Source organism: Corynebacterium striatum ATCC 6940, from assembly GCF_000159135.1.
GTDB lineage: Bacteria > Actinomycetota > Actinomycetes > Mycobacteriales > Mycobacteriaceae > Corynebacterium > Corynebacterium striatum.
Window position 1 is genome coordinate 46333 of sequence record NZ_GG667526.1, and the last position, 20494, is coordinate 66826.

Annotated in this window: 19 protein-coding genes; 8 read left to right on the top strand and 11 right to left on the bottom strand. The window is 61.3% G+C overall.

The features are described 5' to 3' along the window. Positions 1-37 precede the first annotated feature (37 nt). The gene (locus HMPREF0308_RS09940; RefSeq protein WP_236251912.1) at positions 38-1306 is read left to right on the top strand and encodes a DUF418 domain-containing protein; all 1269 of its coding nucleotides are present in this window, start codon (positions 38-40) and stop codon (positions 1304-1306) included. On the opposite strand, the gene HMPREF0308_RS09945 is transcribed toward HMPREF0308_RS09940, so the two are convergent. Together HMPREF0308_RS09945 and topA are read right to left on the bottom strand one after the other, a co-directional pair. Beyond that, complete coding sequence (locus HMPREF0308_RS09945) at positions 1254-1913, bottom strand: hypothetical protein (RefSeq protein WP_034657444.1); 660 nt, start codon at positions 1911-1913, stop codon at positions 1254-1256. The two genes, HMPREF0308_RS09940 and HMPREF0308_RS09945, sit on opposite strands and share 53 nt — an antisense overlap. A gap of 2 nt (positions 1914-1915) precedes the next feature. After that, entirely contained in the window at positions 1916-4858 is a 2943-nt protein-coding gene (gene topA, locus HMPREF0308_RS09950) for a type I DNA topoisomerase (protein WP_005531228.1), read from the bottom strand. Positions 4859-5137: 279 nt separating this feature from the next. On the opposite strand from topA, the gene HMPREF0308_RS09955 reads away from it, so the two are divergent. Beyond that, positions 5138-5767: a DedA family protein gene (locus HMPREF0308_RS09955; protein WP_034657454.1), complete on the top strand. Its 630-nt coding sequence runs from the start codon at positions 5138-5140 to the stop codon at positions 5765-5767. Positions 5768-5802: 35 nt separating this feature from the next. Here HMPREF0308_RS09955 and HMPREF0308_RS09960 read toward each other — a convergent pair whose 3' ends face one another. Next, complete coding sequence (locus tag HMPREF0308_RS09960; protein WP_005531231.1) at positions 5803-6006, bottom strand: cold-shock protein; 204 nt, start codon at positions 6004-6006, stop codon at positions 5803-5805. A 189-nt stretch (positions 6007-6195) separates the two neighbouring features. Here HMPREF0308_RS09960 and HMPREF0308_RS09965 point away from each other — a divergent pair, with 189 nt between their 5' ends. Next, positions 6196-8559: a DEAD/DEAH box helicase gene (locus HMPREF0308_RS09965; protein WP_034657445.1), complete on the top strand. Its 2364-nt coding sequence runs from the start codon at positions 6196-6198 to the stop codon at positions 8557-8559. Here HMPREF0308_RS09965 and HMPREF0308_RS09970 read toward each other — a convergent pair. The 7 genes from HMPREF0308_RS09970 to ssd all read right to left on the bottom strand — a co-directional run bounded on the left by HMPREF0308_RS09970 (position 8556) and on the right by ssd (position 12919). Continuing rightward, the gene (locus HMPREF0308_RS09970; protein WP_005531234.1) at positions 8556-8879 is read right to left on the bottom strand and encodes an Rv3654c family TadE-like protein; all 324 of its coding nucleotides are present in this window, start codon (positions 8877-8879) and stop codon (positions 8556-8558) included. The two genes, HMPREF0308_RS09965 and HMPREF0308_RS09970, sit on opposite strands and share 4 nt — an antisense overlap. Then, entirely contained in the window at positions 8876-9193 is a 318-nt protein-coding gene (locus tag HMPREF0308_RS09975) for a hypothetical protein (RefSeq protein ID WP_005531236.1), read from the bottom strand. Before HMPREF0308_RS09975 ends, HMPREF0308_RS09970 begins: the two co-directional genes overlap by 4 nt. A gap of 3 nt (positions 9194-9196) precedes the next feature. After that, on the bottom strand, positions 9197-9388 hold the full coding sequence (locus HMPREF0308_RS09980) for a DUF4244 domain-containing protein (RefSeq protein WP_005531238.1): 192 nt from the start codon (positions 9386-9388) through the stop codon (positions 9197-9199). 66 nt (positions 9389-9454) lie between these two features. Continuing rightward, positions 9455-9985 (bottom strand): type II secretion system F family protein, encoded by a 531-nt coding sequence (locus HMPREF0308_RS09985; protein ID WP_005531240.1) that lies wholly within the window; start codon positions 9983-9985, stop codon positions 9455-9457. Beyond that, complete coding sequence (locus HMPREF0308_RS09990) at positions 9982-10719, bottom strand: type II secretion system F family protein (protein WP_236081525.1); 738 nt, start codon at positions 10717-10719, stop codon at positions 9982-9984. The genes HMPREF0308_RS09985 and HMPREF0308_RS09990 overlap by 4 nt, the downstream gene beginning before the upstream one ends. A 32-nt stretch (positions 10720-10751) precedes the next feature. Next, positions 10752-11897: a TadA family conjugal transfer-associated ATPase gene (locus HMPREF0308_RS09995; protein WP_005531242.1), complete on the bottom strand. Its 1146-nt coding sequence runs from the start codon at positions 11895-11897 to the stop codon at positions 10752-10754. Then, positions 11894-12919: a septum site-determining protein Ssd gene (gene ssd, locus HMPREF0308_RS10000; protein ID WP_005531243.1), complete on the bottom strand. Its 1026-nt coding sequence runs from the start codon at positions 12917-12919 to the stop codon at positions 11894-11896. Before ssd ends, HMPREF0308_RS09995 begins: the two co-directional genes overlap by 4 nt. 420 nt (positions 12920-13339) lie before the next feature. Between ssd and HMPREF0308_RS10005 the strand changes: the two genes are divergently transcribed. Continuing rightward, on the top strand, positions 13340-14239 hold the full coding sequence (locus tag HMPREF0308_RS10005; protein WP_370445676.1) for an HAD family hydrolase: 900 nt from the start codon (positions 13340-13342) through the stop codon (positions 14237-14239). On the opposite strand, the gene HMPREF0308_RS10010 is transcribed toward HMPREF0308_RS10005, so the two are convergent. Beyond that, positions 14236-14949, bottom strand: a complete 714-nt coding sequence (locus HMPREF0308_RS10010; protein ID WP_005531245.1) for a hypothetical protein — start codon at positions 14947-14949, stop codon at positions 14236-14238. The genes HMPREF0308_RS10005 and HMPREF0308_RS10010 overlap by 4 nt on opposite strands. A gap of 109 nt (positions 14950-15058) precedes the next feature. Here HMPREF0308_RS10010 and HMPREF0308_RS10015 point away from each other — a divergent pair, with 109 nt between their 5' ends. The 4 genes from HMPREF0308_RS10015 to HMPREF0308_RS10030 all read left to right on the top strand — a co-directional run bounded on the left by HMPREF0308_RS10015 (position 15059) and on the right by HMPREF0308_RS10030 (position 20275). Then, a complete protein-coding gene (locus HMPREF0308_RS10015; protein ID WP_005531246.1) occupies positions 15059-15553 on the top strand; it encodes a phage holin family protein in 495 nt (164 codons plus the stop codon). A 121-nt stretch (positions 15554-15674) separates the two neighbouring features. After that, a complete protein-coding gene (locus HMPREF0308_RS10020) occupies positions 15675-16610 on the top strand; it encodes an alpha/beta fold hydrolase (protein ID WP_005531247.1) in 936 nt (311 codons plus the stop codon). Positions 16611-16845: 235 nt separating this feature from the next. Continuing rightward, positions 16846-18444: a peptide ABC transporter substrate-binding protein gene (locus tag HMPREF0308_RS10025; RefSeq protein WP_034657446.1), complete on the top strand. Its 1599-nt coding sequence runs from the start codon at positions 16846-16848 to the stop codon at positions 18442-18444. Positions 18445-18700: 256 nt separating this feature from the next. Next, on the top strand, positions 18701-20275 hold the full coding sequence (locus HMPREF0308_RS10030) for a peptide ABC transporter substrate-binding protein (protein ID WP_005531253.1): 1575 nt from the start codon (positions 18701-18703) through the stop codon (positions 20273-20275). The last annotated feature ends 219 nt before the right edge of the window (positions 20276-20494 follow it).

Sequence of the window (20494 nt, forward strand, 5' to 3'; positions counted from 1 at the left end):
CGAGAACTAATTTCATAAGATCTGTAACATGCGGCCCATGACCTCCGCAGTGTCTCAGTCTCGACCTCGCATGATCGTGCCCGACGTAGCTCGTGGCATGGCTCTTCTCGGCATCGCCCTAGCCAACGTCTGCACTGGGTGGATTACCACCGCCCATCCAGACGGCCAGTACTTCGGCGGCATCGATTCCGGCAACGTGTGGGATAAGGCAACCGTGCTCTTTACCGCGATGTTCGCGCATAACCGCGGCTTGCCGATGTTCTCCACGCTCCTGGGCTTCGGTATTGGGCTTATCACCCTGAGCCTTTGGCGCCGCGGCTTCCCGCTCGGCCAGGCACGCATGGTCATCATCAAGCGCTACGGCTTCCTGGCCCTTTTCGGCATTATCCACCTGGTGTTTATCTTCAATGGCGACATCATGTTTTTCTACGGCTGCTGTGCTTTGGTCATCAGCATGTTTATTACCCTGCACGATAAAACTCTCAAGAAGATCGCTTATACCCTGCTGACCATCATTACGGTCCTTGGAATCGGTGCGTTTGTGTTTACGCTTTTGGTTCCGGAATCAGGCATTAATTATGTCCTCTTTTCCGAGCTCCCCAAATCCTATGGGAAGTTGGTGCTGGATGGATTAGTGATGCTGTTGGGGCAGGCTGTTGCCGCCGTGCCGTTCATGCTCATGTACGGACCCATCATGTTGGTGGGCTTTACGTGGGCGCGCCAGGGCACGCTTGCCGACGTCGCGTCTCACCGCACCGAGCTGCGCATCTGGGCGGGCATTGCAGCAGCGATCATCTTGGGCGTGGGCCTGCCGTGGGGCCTTGCTGCTATCGGCGTGCTCCCCGCGGAAGCCGAGGGGGCCTTCTATCTTCTCAACACCTTCGTCGGCGTGATTACCGGCCCGGGCATCCTGGCGATGCTCGCGCTGGTGCTAGAGAAGGTGCAGACACTGCCCTGGTGGCTGTGGCCATTTAGTGCGCTGGGTAAGCGCTCGATGAGCGGCTACATCATGCAGTCGATCATCTTCTTCACGGTGATTTTCCCGTTCACCTTAAACATCGGCTCCCAGTTCTATGCCTCCGGCTTGGCCTTGTTGGCGGTGGGCAACTGGCTGCTCACTCTGCTGCTGGCCTGCCTTCTCGAATACTTTGGCAAGCCGGGCCCATTCGAGTGGCTGCATCGCCGAATTTCTTATGGCAAGACGATGCGGCCAGAACTAAAAAGGCAGCCGCCTAGCGGCATTGAATCACCCGTCAGTGGCGCTCCAGTGCATCAACCAGAAGGAAGTGGCCAAGCACGCGGCTAGCGGCCTCGGCGGCGCCCAGTAGGCGGCTATCACGCAGCGGGTTGACGGGCAGGGTGCGTGCGAGGGTAAGCCCCTCTGAGAAGAGGATGAGGTTGGCGCCGTGGCTCGCGCCCTTCGTGGCCTCTGCGCGCAAAGCTGGATCCCCTGCGAGCGCCGAAGTGGCGGCGACAGCCGCACCAGCCACGGCGGTGGCCGCGCGGTAGCGGCCCTTAGATACGGCAAGGCCGCCAGCCCACACGCCGATGCGCAGGCCCCAGCCCAGCTTGTCGTTGCGCTGCGCACGCAAAAGATACAGATAAGCCCCGTGATGCAAGGCAATGGCGGCAATGCCCAGAGCATTCGGTTCGCCGCGCTTGCAGTACTGGCCCACCGAACCGGCGGCAAGGCCACCGCGCAGCACCGGGTTCGCCGTTTGGGTGCATAGAGTAGCTATTACTGTGGCGTCGAGAAGCCGGGGCTCAAACCCGAAGATGCGCGCCCAAGCGCTGGCCTCCCCGGCAGCTAGAAAACCAAGGCGCGCGGGGTGACCGGCGGGATCGGTGATTGCGGGATATACCGCCCGCCACAGCGCGGCGGCGCCCTCCTCAGTGCGTTGTAGGAAGTCCATCGCTACTTGCGGCTGCCTGCCTTGACCACGTTCTTAGTGCCTGGCGAAGGCTTCTTCGCCGACTTCTTGGTTGCCTTCTTCGTGGATTTCTTGGTCGATTTTTTGGTCGACTTCTTCCCAGCCTTTTTGGTTGTCTTCTTACCGCCATCCGCGGCCTCCTTGGCACGGCGCTCGGACAACAGCTCGTTGGCGCGGGCGTCGGTAAGCGTTGCGGGATCGTCGCCGCGGCGCAGCGAAGCATTCGTGGTGCCGTCGGTGACGTACGGGCCGAAGCGGCCATCCTTGACGGACATCGGCTTGCCGGAGACGTCATTGTCACCCAGCTGCTTCAGCGGCGGCTGCGCGGCGGCGCGGCCACGGCGCTTCGGCTCCGCGTAGATGCGGCGCGCCTCGTCCAAGGTGATGGAGAAGATCTGCTCTTCGTTAGCCAGTGAACGGGAGTCACTGCCCTTCTTCAGGTACGGACCGTAGCGGCCGTTCTGCGCGGTGATGACCTCGTTATCGGAAGGATCCACGCCCACCTCACGCGGCAGGGACAGCAGCTTGAGCGCATCTTCCAAGGTGACAGTAGATGGCTCCATCGAGCTAAACAGCGAAGCAGTGCCCGGCTTGAGCTTCTCGTCGATGTACTCGGCGATGCGCTTTTCCTTCTGCTTTTCCGCAGTCTTGGTCTCCCAGTTCTTGGCGCGCTTGCCTTCCTCGGCGCGCTGCTTGTCTTCGGCCTCGCGCTCCTGCTTGACCACCTCGAGGGCCTCGGCCTCGGCCTTTTCGCGCTCATCGTCGCGCACCTGCTCGGTCACGTAAGGACCAAAGCGGCCTTCCTTGGCCACGACCATGCGCCCGTTAGCAGGGTTCTCACCCAGCTCGCGGCCGCCCTGCGGGGTGGCGAAGAGCTTCTCTGCGAACTCCTCGTTGAGCTCATCCGGGGTGGTGGTCTCAGAAAGGTTGGCGCGCTGGTACTCAGGCGTGCCGTCCTCGTTGGTGCCCACGACGCGCTCGATGTACGGGCCATAGCGGCCCACGCGCACGAAGACGTCGCGGCCTTCCGAGTCGGTGTAAAGCTTCAGCGAGTTGACCTGGCGGGCGTCGATGGCCTCGAGGTTGATGTCGATGAGCGACTTCAGACCGCCGTGGCGGGCAATCGAGTCCGCCTTCTGGTCCTTGGCTGCGGCGTTGCCGAAGTAGAAGCCATTGAGCCAGTCGGTTCCGTTCTCGGTGCCGGCGGCAATGGCATCGAGCTCGTCCTCCATGGAGGAGGTGAAGTCGTAGTCCACCAGCTCGGTGAAGTTGTTTTCCATCAGGCCGATGACCGCGAAGGCAACCCAGGACGGAACCAGGGCGTTGCCGCGGGAAAGCACGTAGCCGCGGTCCTGGATGGTCTTGATGATGGAGGCGTACGTCGACGGGCGGCCGATGCCTAGGTCTTCCATCTTCTTAACCAAGCTGGCCTCGGTGTAGCGAGCCGGCGGGTTGGTGGAGTGGCCGTCTGCCGTCACCTTGGTGGCGGCGAGGTCATCGCCCTCGTCCAGGTGCGGCAGGCGGGACTCGCCGTCGGAATTCTTGGCAGCCACATCTTCGTAAGCCTTGAGGAAGCCCGGGAAGGTGATGGTGCGGCCGGTGGCAGAGAACTCCACGTCCTGAGCGCCCTCGGAGGTGGTGGCGGTGGACGCCACGGTGACCTTCATGGAGGTGCCCTTGGCGTCAGCCATCTGGGAGGCCACGGTGCGCTTCCAGATGAGCTCGTAGAGCTTGAACTCCTCCGCGTCGAGCCTGCTGGAGAGCTCACCCGGGGTGGCGAACTTCTCGCCGGCTGGGCGGATAGCCTCGTGGGCCTCCTGGGAGTTTTTCACCTTGCGGTCGTAGATGCGCGGCGCCTCAGAGACGTACTCCGAACCAAAAATGGAGCTTGCGGCCCCTCGCGCGGCGTTGAGCCCCTGCTTGGACAGCGAGGTTGAGTCGGTACGCATATAGGTGATGTGACCGTTTTCGTAGAGACGCTGCGCGATACGCATGGTGCGCTCGGAGGTGTAGTGCAGGCGACGGCCTGCCTCCTGTTGCAGCGTCGAAGTCATGAACGGCGCATAAGGCTTGCGGGTATATGGCTTGTGCTCGACGCTGGAAACGTCGAAGGTGGCGCCCTGGAGGGCGTCGGCAAGCGCGTGCGCCTGCGACTGCTTGACGACGACCACCTCATCACCCTTGAGCTGGCCCCTATCGTCGAAGTCACGACCCAAGGCAACGCGCTTGCCGTCGATGGCGGTCAGGCGGGCGTCGAACTCCTCCTTAGCATTGCCCTGCGTCTGCAGGGAAGCGGTCAGGTCCCAATACTCAGCAGAGATGAACGCCATGCGCTCACGCTCGCGCTCGACGATGACGCGGGTAGCAACGGACTGCACGCGGCCGGCGGACAGGCGCGGCATGACCTTCTTCCACAGAACCGGGGACACCTCGTAGCCGTAGAGGCGGTCAAGGATGCGGCGGGTTTCCTGGGCATCGATGAGGTTCTCGTCGAGCTCACGGGTGTTTTCTGCCGCCTCCAAGATGGCGGACTTGGTGATCTCGTTGAAGACCATTCGGCGCACAGGGACCTTGGGCTTGAGAACCTCGAGCAGGTGCCAAGCGATGGCTTCGCCCTCGCGGTCCGGGTCTGTTGCGAGGTAGAGCTGATCGCACTGCTTCAGCTTGGCCTTGAGGTCTGCGACCTTCTTCTTTTTCTCCTGGCTGATGACGTACAGCGGGGTGAAGTTGTCCTCAGGGTTCACGCCGAGGCGGGCCCAGGATTCCTTCTTGTACTTCGCAGGGACGTCAGCAGCGCCGCGTGGAAGATCGCGGATGTGCCCCACGGAGGCTTCAACAATGTATTTGTCGCCTAGGTAGGGCTGGATCTTCTTAGCCTTGGTCGCTGACTCGACGATGACCAGGGTTTTCCCGGCTGCTTCTGCCACTCGACTTCATCCCTTTCGATGACCCGATCTCATGTCGCTGTTTCAAACCCTTTTTAGCGCTTCAGGATCGCGCACAATAAAAGGCAATTGAGCAATAGCGTACACAGTTCTTTTTCTCTGTATTTATTAGGGCAGCTGCGCTGCCTTGTTTAAGCGCGGTTATACTGGTCGCTTTACAGCCAGCTGTAGCTTTGGGGGCCACGTTTCCTGACAGCGCCTCAGCACAGGGCACAATAAAAGGCACACTAACACGAACAGCACGCCCGATGGGGAGGAATGATGGTTGCATCCGTCACCGCATGGATCGAAATGGTCATGCTCACCCAATGGGTATACCCGCTGGTGGGAAGCCTAATCTTCCTAGACTGTTTCTTCCCCGTCCTCCCCTCTGAAATCCCACTCAATATGGTGGGTGCTTGGTCCGCGTCGCAGGGGTACCCGCACGTCCCCACTATGTTCTTCGTCGCATTGGTGGCAGCCATTCTGGGCGATAATCTCTGTTTCCTTCTGGGAACCCGCTTAATGGCCTTGGTCAACCGCGTCCAAAAGGGCTCCAAAGCCTACGAGGGCCTAGCGTGGGTCAAGCGCAACATGCGCCGCGGCGGTGGCGCCGCAATCATCATTGCCCGCTTCATTCCCTCAGCGCGACTATTCATGACCATTCTGTTGGGTTCGATGCGCTATCCGTGGCCGCTGTTTTTCTTCTTCGACACCATAGGCGTCTCCATCTGGGCTGCCCAAGCGCTAGCCATTGGCTATGTGGGAGGTATGGCCTTCTCCGATTCGCCGGCGCTCGCGATGGTGGTCAGTATTATCGCCGCAATCATCATCGGCTTTGGCCTACAGAAGGTTCAAAACGCTCTGCTGGAGTGGTGGGATACCCGCCGCGGATACGCAGAAACCCCCTAGGAAATCATTCCTAAGGGGTTGCGCGAATTAAAGCTTTAGAGAGCAGTCACGTTCTGTGCCTGCAGGCCCTTCTGCCCCTCAGCTACCTCGAAAGAGACCTTCTGGTTCTCTTCGAGGGTACGGAAGCCGTTGCCCTGAATCTCGGAGTAGTGAACGAAGATGTCGCCGGAGCCATCTTCCATCTCGATAAAGCCGTAGCCCTTTTCTGCGTTGAAGAACTTGACGGTACCTTGTGCCATGGTGTTAAACCTTCTATGTGAGTGTCCACTCGGTGTGGACGAAAAATTGGATTGTGGAAAACAAATCTTCGCCAGCACTAACAAAAAGAAAAACACTGAGCCAAGAATTCATCGGCCTGCCTCCCAGTGTGGCACGTTTGTTCAGTAGGCGATAGTTTGACACAAAAGATTTTCGGGAAAGGGGGTAGCGTGACCAACCCTCTTGGTGAAGAACTCGTCGAGCTCCTGCAGCGACGCTACGACGAATCCACATGCACTTTCACCACCACCCTGCCGGCGAAACCGGCCAGCTATGCGCCGTGGCCCGAATGGGTTCTCCCTGGGCTGCGCACCTTCCTTGAGGGCCGTGACGTGCACAAGCTCTACTCCCATCAGGTCGCGGTAGCCGAGCGCGCCTGGCAGGGAAACGACGTCGTGGTGGCCACAGGCACGTCTTCGGGCAAGTCCTTGGGATACCTGCTTCCCATCCTCACTGCGTTGGCAAGTGACCCTACTGCGTGCGCGTTGTATCTCACCCCCACAAAGGCGCTGGGCTCGGACCAGCTGCACTCCGTTTTGCAGATGAGCAGAGAGGTCGAGGAGCTGCACGGGATGGTTGCCGCGCCTTACGACGGCGATACTCCCACCGAGGCGCGCGCCGGAATCAGGGATGACGCGCGGTTCATTTTCTCCAACCCAGACATGATTCATATGTCGATGCTGGCCTCCCACCAGCGCTGGGCACGCTTCCTGCGGCATCTGCGCTTCATTGTGATCGACGAGTGCCACTCCTACCGCGGGGTCTTTGGCGCGAACGTGGCGCTGGTGTTGCGCCGCCTATTAAGGCTGTGCGATCACTACGGAGCGCGCCCGGTGGTCATTTCTGCCTCCGCCACAATGAAGGACCCGGCCATCCATGCGCAGCGTTTGACGGGGCGTAAAACCCGCGAGGTGACCGAGGACGGTGCGCCGACGGGCGCGCGAACGGTGGCGTTGTGGGAGCCGGGCTTCATTGAAGGCGCTGAAGGCGAAAACGGCGCCCCGGTTCGCCGCGCCGCGACCACGGAAGCTGCCGGAATGATGGCGACCTTCGTGGCAGAGGGCGCGCGCACCTTGACTTTCGTGCGTTCCCGGCGCGCCGCGGAGGTAGTGGCGCTACGCACGGCGGAAGACCTTTCGGGCGCGTTGGGCCGGCCGGATTTCGCCCGCCGCATCGCTGCGTATCGCGCGGGCTACCTGGCAGAAGACAGGCGCAAGTTGGAAAAGGCCCTCGATTCCGGTGAGTTGTTGGGCGTGGCGACGACTTCGGCGCTGGAACTAGGTATCGATGTGGGCGGATTGGATGCCGTCATCACCGCGGGGTTTCCGGGCACGGTGGCAAGTTTTTGGCAGCAAGCAGGCCGCGCGGGCAGGCGCGGGCAAGGCTCCGTGGTGGTGTTGGTGGCACGCGACGAGCCGATGGATACCTACCTGGTGCACCACCCTGACGCGCTGCTGGGCAAGCCAGTTGAGACGAGCGTGTTCAACCCGGCGAATCCCTATATCCTGTTCGGGCACGTCTACTGCGCGGCCGTCGAGAAGCCGCTCCAGGATGCGGAAATCGAGCAGCTCGGGGCGCACGACGTGGTGCATGCTCTGGCGGAGCGGGGGCTGCTGCGCCGCCGCGACCGCGGATGGTTCGCCGCGCCGATTCCGGCTGGGGAGGAGCTCACGCCGGAGACTGCCCACGCGGCGGTGTCGCTGCGCGGTGGTTCGGGCGAAGAGGTCATGATCGTGGATGCTTCTGACGGGCGTTTGCTCGGCACAATCGACGCCGCACGCGCCGCCAGCCAGGTCCATCCCGGCGCGGTGTATCTGCACCAGGGCGAGAGCTACGTCATCGAGGAGCTGCACTTCGCCGACTACCTGGCGCTGGCTAAGCCGGACACCCCGGAGTACACCACGACCCCGCGCTCGACCACGGATATTCGAATCGTGCGCGAGGCCGACGAACTGGTGAACTACGCGCCGGGGCTGTGGGTAGCCAACGTCGAGGTAGAGGTCATCGACCAAGTGACGGGTTATCAGGTGCGTTTGCCTGATGGCACGGTGGGCGATGACATTGCCCTGGAGATGCCGCAACAGCGCCTGCATACCCGCGCGGTGGCGTACACCATCGATCCGCTGGCACTTGCAGCGATGGGCGTCACCGCAGCGGATACGCCTGGCACCTTGCACGCGGCGGAGCACGCCGCCATCGGTCTGCTGCCGCTGATAGCAACGTGTGACCGGTGGGATATCGGCGGCGTCTCTACCGCGCAGCATGCGGACACGGGCTTGCCCACGGTGTTTGTGTACGACGGTCACCCCGGCGGCGCCGGCTTTGCCGACGAGGGCTTCCGCCGCTTCCCCGAGTGGATAGCCACCACCTACGAGACGGTGGTCTCCTGCCCGTGCGAGTCGGGCTGCCCGTCCTGCGTGCAGTCACCGAAGTGCGGCAACGGCAACAACCCGCTGGACAAGGCAGGCGCCATCAAGCTGTTGGGCGCGCTGGTGACGATGACGCAATCAGGGCCCATGCCTGCCGACGCTTAGACAGGCCCGGCCCGCGCCACCGCCTCCACCCGCCGTACGGCAACGGTGACGATGACGTCGCGTTCGACCACTCGGCACTCCCGCAGCGTCGATTCGTTGTGCGCGGCCGTCTCCCGCGCCTGGGCGCACGCGTCCCTGCCCCGGGCGTGGTCCCAAGCAGCCGCCACGGCAGCCATGTCCGCCGCAACCTGCGCTTCGTGGCGCGCAGCCACCCGCCCCGCTACGGCGGTGACGCCGAGCAAGAGGGACACGATGGCCACGATGATGCCCGCATTGGCCACGGTGGCATAGCCAGCATCGGAGTTATGCCAGCGGTTCATCGCGTGGACCCGATCTCAGCAGGGAACACAGCACGCGCCTTCATCGACCCGAGCGGGGCCGGCACCGTGGCTTGTGCGGTCACGAGCCCGCCATGCTCAGCAACGTCGACGCTTGCCCCGTCACTCGAGAAGGGCTCCCCGATGGCATGTGCACGGGCGGCTGCCCCAGCGGCGTCGACAGCCGCGAGGTGTGCCGCCATCGTTGCCACCCCGGCGACTGCGCCCGCGGCCACGATGACCAGCGAACTTAACCCCAGAGCCGCCTCGATGGTGACCGAGCCCGTGTCATTACGCAGGATGCGGATGAGTTGCATAGCCTAGCGCGGAGTATTGGAGAGCGCGTCGGTGATGATGGATTCGATGGCGTCGGGAACCTGTCCGCCATTGATGACTGCATAAAGTACCGCAGCCAGCGCCGCAGCAGCGAGTGAGCCCATGGCGTATTCGATCGTCGACATACCCTCGTCGTTGCCTAAGACGGCTTTCATGCGAGTAGCTAGAACTTTCATATTTTTCTCCTTTGTAGTGCTGGTTTCTGTAGTTGATGTGTGAGATTCGTATTAGTGGATAGGTTTCTAAAGCAGCTGGGTCCCCAGGCTGATAATCACGGGCACGAGCCCCAAGACGATGAACGCTGGCAGAAAGCACACGGCTAGCGGAACCGCGATGAATACCCCGGCGCGCTCAGCGCGTGCCACAGCATTCGCGGCGGCCTCCGCGCGCAGCGTCTCCACCAGGCGGTGACAACCCGCGGCAATCGCGGCGCCGGATTCACCCGAGAGCTCAAGCAGACCCGCCAGATCCGCCAACTGCGGTTGTTCACGCAGGACCGCGATGGCCGAAGACATCGGCGCACCAACCCCCAGCAGCGCGGCAGCTTCCTGCCACGCGGGGCAGGCGCTTGTCGACGCCACCCCAGCCAACGCATCGCGCACCGACAGGCCCGCCTCCACGCACACCGCGAAGAGCTCGAGGTCAGCCGCAACATCAAGAGGCGCAGGCTGCTGCCGCGGCCCATCGCGTGGCGTCTTTGGCCGCACGAGACGACGCAGCGGCGGGGCCGTGGGAATAAGAAGCGCTAGGGCCAGACAAAGCAAGGTCATCATGCCGCAGCCCTCCGCAGGATGTAGCGCGACCAGGCAAAGCCTGCACAGGCAAGGGCCACACCGACGTCGAGAAGCAGGCCCCCTAATCCCCCGCCTAACAGGAACGATAGTGAATCCGCGCCCATCGCCCCTCCCATCGCGATGCCGGCCAACGGCAAACAGGCCAGGATAAGTGCGGTGGCCTGTGGGCCCTGCAGCGAAGACTCCGTGGATTTGGCGTGGCGGCGCGCGGCATCGAGCTGGGCCTGGGCCTGCTCGATAAGATTTGCGAGCGCGACCCCGTGTGCCGTCGACATGCGTATGACGTGGCCAAGGCGCACTACCGCCGGGTCCGCGGCCTCCACGAGCGGGGCGTGAATATGCCCACCGTGAGCAGCCATTCCAGCCGCAGTTTGAAGCGGAAGCCGCACTGCCGCGGGGCATTCTGCAGGGACCGAGTTCACACCGCGTTGCAACGCACCCGCCGTGGTGGCACCCGCCCTGAGATCCGCGGCAACCGTGCCGAGGAAGGTAGCCAGATGTTCCCGACCGCGCCGGGCTTGGCGGGCTTGATTGACGTCGCGGATGTACCAGACCGCACAGACCACAACGAACAACACGGCCACTGCGACGCTGACACGCCCGAATACGTAGCAGCCGAGCACCCCGCAGAAGACCACCGGAACCACAAGTAGCCCGGCAGGGCGAGTCCGCGCGTTGCCTGGCTGCAGCCGGCGAGCTACCGGAGGCTGCATCACAAGGGCCGCTCCCGTTAGGAGTAAGAAGGTCATGGTGCAACCCCCAGGCGCTCAGCGAAGTCCCCGTAACCGGGCCCCTTGCCGGTATCGATGCTCCAGATAAGCTCGGGCACCACGGGGTTTCCTTCGAGCAGCCCGATGTGCGCCAGGCGCCGGCCCTCTGGCCGCCGTTCCATCGCAAGCACCACGTGTACCGCCGCCGCCAGCTGCGAGTGCAGTGCGTCGCGATCCAAACCGCCGAGCCCGGCGAGGGCCTCCATGCGCGCTGGTACCTCCCAAACCGAGTTCGCGTGCAGGGTCCCAGCACCGCCGTCGTGGCCGGTGTTGAGCGCGGCAAGCAAATCCACAACTTCCGCTCCGCGAATTTCTCCCACCACAATGCGGTCGGGGCGCATGCGCAGCGATTGCTGCAGGAGCCGCGCCATCGTGATTTCACCGCGGCCTTCCGCGTTAGCGCGCCGCGCCACCAGCGTCACCACGTGCGGATGCAAAGGCGCAAGCTCCGCGGTGTCCTCAATAACGAGGATGCGCTCAGAGTCTGGCACCGTACCCAGCATCGCTGAGAGCAAAGTAGTCTTGCCCGCTCCCGTTCCGCCAATGACCAGGAAGGAAGCGTGGCGTTCCACAATCGCCCGCAGCAGGGGCTCGACCTCTGCTGCGATGCTGCCGCTTGCCACCAGTTGGTCAAGGCTCGTTTGTGCTTGGCGAAGCACGCGCAAGCTAATGCAGGTGCCGCCCGCAGAAGGCGGGGCAAGCAGCGCGTGCAGGCGCAGGGCTGTGCCATCGGGCCGCGCGAGCCTTCCATCGGCGAAAGGCTGTGCGTCATCGAGGCGCACACCCGCCACCGCCGCAAGGCGGGTGGCAAGCTGGCGTACCTCGGCGTCGCTGGCAAAGCTGACGGGCACCGGCTCCAAGCCGCTGCCACGGTCGATGAAGCAACTGCGTGGACCGTTGACCACAACGTCGCTCAGCCCCGGCTGCGCCAGAATCGGTTCCAGCACCCCGAGCCCAAGCGAGTCATGGCGCAGGCGGCGCAAAAGGTCGAGAACATCACCATCACTGATGACACCTGCCTCTGCGCGGATACGCCGCGCCAGTGCCGTGGTGTCGGCCACGAGCTCCGGCTCGGCAGCCACAATTCCGCGCAGCTTATCCAGGAGGCTGGTGTTACTCATGAAAGCACCTCGTCGATCACTCGCTGGGAAGCCGCGCGCAACGGGCGCGGTATGCTGCGCAAACCGCCTGTCTCCACGGCCTTGGTCAACCCGCGCACAGTGGGAATCTCCGCAATCGGGTCGCAGTGCACGATGTTCGCAATATCCTCCGGCTCAAGCCCCGACCACTGCCGATGCCGTACCACAACACTGCACGCCATCTGCTGCGCACGCAGCTCCCCAACCAGCTGTGCACACGCCGCGGCGGAGCGCACCTCGGCAGCACAGACGATGATCACGTGTTCACAGACTTGCGGAATATCGCCCGGCGCGGCATCAAAGACAGCACCTTGTGGGTGCAACGCAGCTGCTTGGAAAATGGCCCCGCGCCGCGCTGGCTTAAGGGTCGCTACCTGCGCATGTGCGCTTCGCGACGCCGCCAGCACCCCCAGGTTTCCGTGCCGCGGCACCGCCCGATGCAGGTCCGTGGCGTTTACGGCGCCACTTCCCGCTGCAAGATCCGGCCACCTTGCCCCTGGTTCCTCCTCGATGCCAGCGAGAAGATCGAGCCCACCGGAGTAAGGAGCGGCGTCGACGAGCAGCCCTGCTCCCGCCTCCACCGCGAGCGCATAGGCAAAGGTAGATGTGCCCACTCCCCCGGCTGCGCCAACCACTGCGAGCGCGAAAGAGCCGCCGCTTTGCTCACGTGGGCTCACCTGATCCGCAAGCGCACTCAAGAGCTGCTTCGACTCAGCAGGCACGATGAAGGCTTCGGCGCTGCGGCATTTCATCGCGGCCTCGTAGTCAATGGGGCCGGGGTCGGCCACAACGAAGAAAACCGGGGCAACGCTGTGTTTGGCCACGAGAGCCGCGGTGAGCTTGTCTGCGATGACAACGCTGGCCTTGGGCAGGTGCCGCGGAAAGTCGCGTGGGTCTTCCACCGTGGTGACGTGCACGCTGGTAGCAGCGGCTGCTGCAAGAACCTCAGCGCGCAACGCGGAATCTCCCACGGCGATGGCGATGGTGACGTCTTGTGAACTCATGCCTTAAGCCTGCGGGTGACATAGCCGCTGTTTCTAGAGGCAATTTTCTCGCTGTGGATAACGCACCTATTGGAAACGCGTTGTAGCGATGCAGCGTGACGTGTCAGCAAATATGTGTGGAAAACAGCCGTTTTGTGCTTTCCTTTGCCTTGACCTTCGCGTGCACAAACAGGGCGGAAATAGATGATGACCCGCGCCTCGGGGGGGTGTGCGCGGGTCATCGGTAACCCGGCATCGGGGGGGGTGAGCCGGGGCAGGCCGCACAGTATATCGGGGCCTTGCACCGCTCATTATGGCATGGAAGCGGGCCATTGACAACAGCAACCACGGCGCAAGGCACCCAAGGCCCCAGACCAAATGCCGCACGAGAGAAATCACAAAGTTCCGCCAACCTTGCCGCCACCGCGTAACACCCTTAACATTGGTCACAGTATGATTCCCGATCCCCACCGTGCTGAAGCTATCGGCACGGAAGCCGCCTCCACCGCTGCTGATTCCTCCGTGCCCAGCGGTGATTCCCGCGTGGCTGCTTTCTTCGATCTGGATAAAACCATTATCGCCACTTCCTCCGCATTCGCCTTCGGCAAGGAGTTCATGCACAACGGACTCATCACGCCGTCGGAAGCCCTGCAAATGTCGATTGCAAAAGCGGGCTACATGTTTGCAGGCCAATCCAGCGAACAGATGGACGCCACCCGCGACCAGTTAGCAGCAATGGTCGCAGGTTGGTCGGTGGATGAAGTCCACAACATCGTGGCTGAGACGATGCACAACGTGGTCACCCCGGCCATTTATGCCGAGGCCCGCGAGCTCATCACGTTCCATCAATCGGCGGGCCACGAGGTGGTCATCATCTCAGCTTCCGCATCAGCGCTGGTGCGCCCCATCGCCGAGGAGCTCGGCATCACGCGCGTGGCAGCCACCGAGCTAGAAGAAAGCGACGGCCGCTTTACCGGGGAAATCCTCTTCTATTGCAAAGGGCCTGCCAAGGCGCAATCAATAAGTGACATCGCGGAGGAACTGGGCGTCGATCTCGGTGAGTCCTATGCATACTCCGATTCGGCGACAGACATCCCGATGCTCGCAATGGTGGGCCACCCCGTTGCGGTCAATCCTGACCGACACATGAAAAAGCACGCCTTGGAACAAGGCTGGGACATCCGCACTTTCAAGGACCCGGTCCCCCTCTTTACGATGCCCGGTGCGAAGGAAGTAGGCATCGGTTCCGCGGTGGTGGCCGGAATCGCAGCAGTTGTGGCGGCTGGCCTGTGGCTGTCACAACGCCCCTCGGCCTTCTGGGAACCCAAGAACAGCGCCTAGGCCGACCGCGCGATGCCGTCCGCTTCTTCCCCGCCCGCAGCCCATGCCTTAAGCAGAAACTCCAAAGTTTTGCCAGGCTGCTCCGGATAAGCGCTGATGGCTTCCCAATACTCATCGCGGTGGCGGTTGTAGTAGGTTTCGGGGGCCGCAAAGCCACGCGGGTCGAAGCCACTGTGTATCGCCGCGATGCGGGCTGCAACCATGCCGATGAGGTGACTGCGTGATCCGAAGACGCCGTAGGCAGCGAGCTCCGCATGTAACACCCCTGGGAGCAACCGGTCAAAAATCATTCCGCTACCACTGCTGATGAGACGCGCCAAGGCTTGGACACGCGCGGCGCCCGACGCCGCCGGAATGCCTGTTCCGCCCGCCGCAACGTCGAGTCGCGCGAGAACTTGGAGCGGCGAGCGCGCAAAGGTGCGCACAGTAGTCGATTGCACCTCGGGCGCCAGCACCGAGTAGGCACTAATAGCGTTTGCAAGGGGCCCGTCGGCCGCATCTTCGGGCTGCAAATTCGGGGAGATATTTAGGCCTTCGACGAACACCGCGGCCCGTGCGCCGCGCATCGCGGACTCTGCGGAAATAACATCGAATTTCCGTAAACCCGCCGGGCGGCGATGTGCGCGAGAAATTTTCTGAACAGCTTGCGCAGCCGCATTTTCCACCCCAGGCAATGCAAAGAGCGGGGCCAACGGGTCATTTTCTGCCATATCCTCTAGGATAGACCTGTGCGGCCTCTGCGATTCCCCACACACGCAGTTGTCAGGTTTCACTACTATGGCCACTACAGATTTAGACAAACGCTAGGAGTTACTAACCGTGAGCAACGACGGACTATTCACTGACGGATCGGACCAATTCGCACCGAAGGTCAATGCTATCCCGCTCAGCGATGCAGATACCTCGAGGCCCGGTGAGGTATCCGTGGGACAGCTGGTCTCCAACGCTACCGAGCAGATGTCTCAGCTCGTCCGCTCCGAGGTTGAGCTCGCCAAGACCGAGCTTGCTCAATCCGCCAAGAAGGGCGGCATCGGTGCCGGCATGTTCGGCGTCGCTGGCACCATCGCGCTGTACAGCTCTTTCTTCTTTTTCTTCTTCCTTGCGGAGCTGCTCGACCTCTGGCTCGATCGCTGGGCAGCGTTCCTGATCGTCTTCCTCATCATGCTGGTTCTCGCAGCCATCGTGGGCTTTATCGGCTTCAAGAACATCAAGAAGGTTAAGGCACCTGAGAAGACCATCCAGTCCACCAAGGAACTCAAGAAGTTAGTCCCAGGCAAGGCAACCAAGTCCGTTGAACGCGGCCTGTACACCTAAAACCATTTAGCAGCACTTTCCAACTTCGCTTGTCTCCGCCCGAGGCCTTATCTCCGCCCGAGCTCTCTAGCTCGGGCGGGTTTAGCTTTTATAAGGCAAGGAAAGAAAGGAAACCGTTCCCATGGCCCAGACTCCTGCGCCGTTGCCCCCTTCAGTAGTTGAGCTCGAAGGCCCCTTCACGCACGAGTTTGTGCACACCCGTGGCATCAGGCTGCATGCAGCGACCGCTGGGTCACCGAGCGATCCGCTCGTCCTCCTCCTGCATGGTTCCTTCGGCGGGTGGTTCGATTTCAAGGACGTCATCGCCCCCATTGCTGAGCAAGGCTTCCACGTCGCTGCCCTCGATATGCGCGGTTTCGGAATGTCGGACAAGCCCCCAGTGGAGGTAGGCCAGGACATTCGCGCGATGGTCGGTGACATCACGGGCGCCATCCAGGCATTGGGCCACGATTCCGCATACCTAGTCGGTGCAGATTCCGGTGGTGCCATTGCATGGGCCGTGGCCTGCGAACGCCCCGAACGTACCTTGGGACTAGTCTCTGTTTCCGCGTCCCACCCCGTCGATCTGCGCCGCGCCATGGCCGCCCGCCCATGGGACTTCGGGTGGCTGCTACTGCGCGCAGGCCTATGCCGCCTAGCAGGGCCCATCCGCCGGCATAACCCCTTAATGCGTCCCTCCACTTATGAAAAGGAGCTGGCCCTCAACACGGATTCAAAGTTCCCAGCTGAGTGCCGGGGCGACGTCGCCAAGCTGCGCATTCAAGCCTCGCAGATAGGAAACGTCCGCCGTGGGATCCTGTGGAACCACCGCATGCGCACCGCCGTGCCACCGTTAAGCTGGATCGACTCGAAGGTCGAAGCGCCGGTTTTGTACCTGCATCCCAAGCAACAACTGTGGCGCCCACTCGTGCGTCGCGCTGAGAAACGCACGGCAAGCGCGTTCCGGAACGCCACCATCGCTCAGACCAAGAACCTGCCCCACATTGAGTCGCCCGAAGCCTTCGCAACGATGGTCAGCGAATGGCTCAACTCGCACGATTGCGAATGTGCGAAATAAGTAACAGTTAATCTATCCCGAGCGCCACCCCACACAGGGGGTGGCTTTTTCTTTATTATTAAGCCTAAAATCCCAGTTCACGGGATACTAACTAGCGACTTATAGTTTTTATCACATGTTTATAAATTACAAACTCTTGAATGTGTGCGTGAACACAAGGTAACTTCATTTCAAACCTAAAAGGTTCGCAAATGTTCATCCAATGCTCTACGCAATTCGGAGGTCTCTCCCCCTTATGACGATCAAAAAGACGCTTGCTGTCGTATCGGCAGCTTCCGTAGCCCTTACCCTCGCGGCATGTGGCAGCGACAGCAACGACAGCGCCGCAGGTGGATCCGCTAGCGGCGACAACCTAATCACCGCTTGGGGCAGCGAGCCACAAAACCCGCTGATTCCTGCAAACACCAATGAGACCGGCGGTGGCCGCATCGTTGACTCCATCTACTCCGGCCTCGTGTACTACGACTCCGAGGGCAAGACTCAAAACGAAATCGCCGAGTCCATCGAGCCCAACGATGACAACACCGAGTTCACCATCAAGCTCAAGGAGACCAACTTCTCCGACGGCTCCCCGGTTACCGCAAAGAACTTCGTTGACGCTTGGAACTACGCCGTAGCAAACGACCAGCTCAACGCATCCTTCTTCGGCAACATCAAGGGCTACAAGGAAGGCGTCAAGGAGCTCGAGGGCCTCAAGGTCGTCGACGATCTGACTTTCACCGTTACCCTGACCAACCCAGAGCAGGACTTCCCAGCTCAGCTCGGCTACTCCGCGTTCTACCCGCTGCACGAGTCTGCTTTCGAGGACATGGACGCCTTCGGCCAGAACCCAATCGGCAACGGCCCATACAAGCTCTCCGAGTGGAACCACAACCAGGACGCAACCGTCGTTCCTAACGAGGAATACAAGGGTGGCCAGAAAGTTGCCAACGACGGCGTGAAGTTCGTCTTCTACACCGACAACGACGCCGCTTACGCTGATCTACTCTCCGGCAACCTGGATCTCCTAGACTCCGTTCCGGACTCCGCTTTCGATGTCTACGAGGCTGACCTCGGCGACCGTGCAGTCAACCAGCCTTACGCTGGCTTCCAGTCCTTCACCATCGGCGAGAACCTCGAGCACTTCTCCGGTGAAGAGGGCAAGCTGCGCCGCCAGGCCATCTCCTACGCAATCAACCGCGAGGAGATCACCGAGACCATCTTCAAGGGCACTCGCACTCCTGCCAAGGACTTCACCTCCCCAGTTCTCCCGGGTTACTCCGAGGACATCAAGGGCAACGAAGTCGTGAAGTACGACCCAGAGAAGGCTAAGAAGCTGTGGGCTGAGGCTGACAAGATCAACAAGTGGGCTTCCCCGTCCTTCGAGATTGCCTACAACTCTGACGGTGGCCACAAGAGCTGGGTTGATGCAGTGTCCAACTCCATCAAGAACACCCTGGGCATCGAGGCCGTTGGCGCTCCTTACCCAGACTTCAAGTCCCTGCGTGACGAGGTAACCAACCGCACCATCAAGACCGCTTTCCGTACCGGTTGGCAGGCAGACTACCCATCCCTGGGCAACTTCCTTGCTCCGCTGTACCAGACCGGCGGTTCCTCGAACGACGGTGACTACGCCAACGAAGAGTTCGACAAGCTGCTCGTTGAGGCTGCAAAGTCCTCCTCCCAGGAAGAGGCCGCTAAGAAGTACAACGAGGCTCAGTCGCTGCTGTTCGAAGATCTCCCAGCCATCCCGCTGTGGTACCCGAACGCCACTGGTGGCTTCTCCGAGGCTGTAAGCAACGCTTCCTTCAACTGGAAGGGCGTCCCGGTCTACTACGAGATCACCAAGAACTAAGTTCTGCGTTAAGCTTTAGACTCGCGCAACGCAAAGCTCCGTCTCCTGTCTGGGAGACGGAGCTTTTTGTTCGCTTGGCGACGCCCCCTTAGCTTCGCCATTTCCTGAGTCTTATTCATAAAATATGCACGGTTTTCCGCCGTTGCATGCTCGGAAGCAAGAATAACTTTCATCCCGCTAATTTTTGGATCTTCTATGCAGTGCTTCTAGTCTAAATGCGATGTTTCCCTACGCACCGCGTGAAAGGTACAACTGCATGAATCACAAGAAGACTCTCGCTTTCCTAGCCGTAGCCACGGCCTCGGTTTCCCTGGCTGCTTGCGGCTCCTCCGACAACGGCGGTTCCTCTGACGGAATCGTCTTGGCCAACGGAGCGGAGCCGCAGAACCCGCTAATCCCGGCAAACACCAACGAAAATGGTGGCGGACGCCTAACCAAGCTGATCTATGCCGGCTTGGTCTACTACGACAACGCCGGCAAGACCCACATGGACGTCGCCGAGTCCATCGAGCCCAACAAGGACAACACTGTCTTCACAGTCAAGCTCAAGGACACCAAGTTCTCCGATGGCTCGCCGGTCACTTCGAAGGACTTCGTCGATACGTGGAACTACGCCGTTGAGAAGAACTTCAACAACGCGTACTTCTTCGAAATGATCAAGGGCTACAAAGAGGGCGCTAAGTCCATGGAGGGACTGAAGGTCATCGATGACTCCACCTTCACCATCGAGCTGGCCGCACCCGACGCCGACTTCGTCAGCCGCCTGGGCTACGACGCCTACTTCCCGATGCACGAGTCCGCCTTCGCCGACATCGATGGTTATGGCGAAAACCCAATCGGCAACGGCCCATACATGCTGGATTCCTGGAACCACAACGTTGACGCCACAGTGGTCAAGAACCCGGAGTACACCGGCGAGCGCACAGCTCAGAACGAAGGCGTGAAGTTCACCTTCTACGCCCAAGGCGACGCCGCCTACGCTGACCTGCTCTCCGGCAACCTCGACGTATTGGATGCCATCCCAGACTCCGCATTCTCCACTTACGAGCAGGAGCTCGCCGGCCGTTCCACTTCCGACGCCTCCGCCCGCCAGGTTGCTTTGACCCTTAACGAAAACCTCGACCACTTCTCTGGTGAAGAGGGCAAGCTGCGCCGCCAGGCCATCTCCCACGCCATCAACCGCGACGAGATCACCGAGGTCATCTACAAGGGCACCGCAACCGCAGCCAAGGACTTCACCTCGCCGGCGATCCCGAACTACAACGACTCCATCAAGGGCTCCGACGTGCTCAACTACGATCCCGCCAAGGCGAAGGAGCTGTGGGACAAGGCGGACAAGATCAGCAAGTTCGAAGGGACGCTGCCGATTTCCTACAACGCTGACGGCAACAACAAGGCTTGGGTCGACGCCGTGGCAAACTCCATCAAGAACGCTCTGGGCATCGAGTCCGTGGGTAATCCGTACCCTGACTTCAAGTCCTTCCGTGACGAAGTTAAGAACCGCACCGCTAAGGGCGCAACCCGATCCAGCTGGTCCGCCGACTACCCGGCCACCAGCGCCTTTATCGGCCCCCTGTACGGCACCGGCGCCGGCAACAACGATGCCGACTACTCCAACCCAGAGCTCGACTCCCTCATCGACAAGGCAGCGTCCAGCTCCCCCGAAGAGGCCGTAAAGGTTAACGAGCAAATCCAGCAGATCCTTTTCGAGGATCTGCCCGCCGTCCCGCTGTGGTACCCGAACACCACGATCGGTTGGTCCGAGTCCGTCAACAACGTCGCGGTCAGCTGGAACGGCACTATCCCGTTCTGGGAGATTTCTAAGGCCTAGCCTTTCCGCAGCAGCATCGCCCAATATAGGGTGAGCCTGCTCACCACATAGGGCAAAGGGCACCCCCATCTGTCGTTTCAAGGACAGATGGGGGTGCCCCTATTTTTACCCCCATGAATAAATTGAAAATGCCTGCATATTCCACATTTACGCGGCTACCAGCGGCTAAAATATACCAACCTGCCAACCACTAGAAACCACACTTTTCTGTGATGCGCA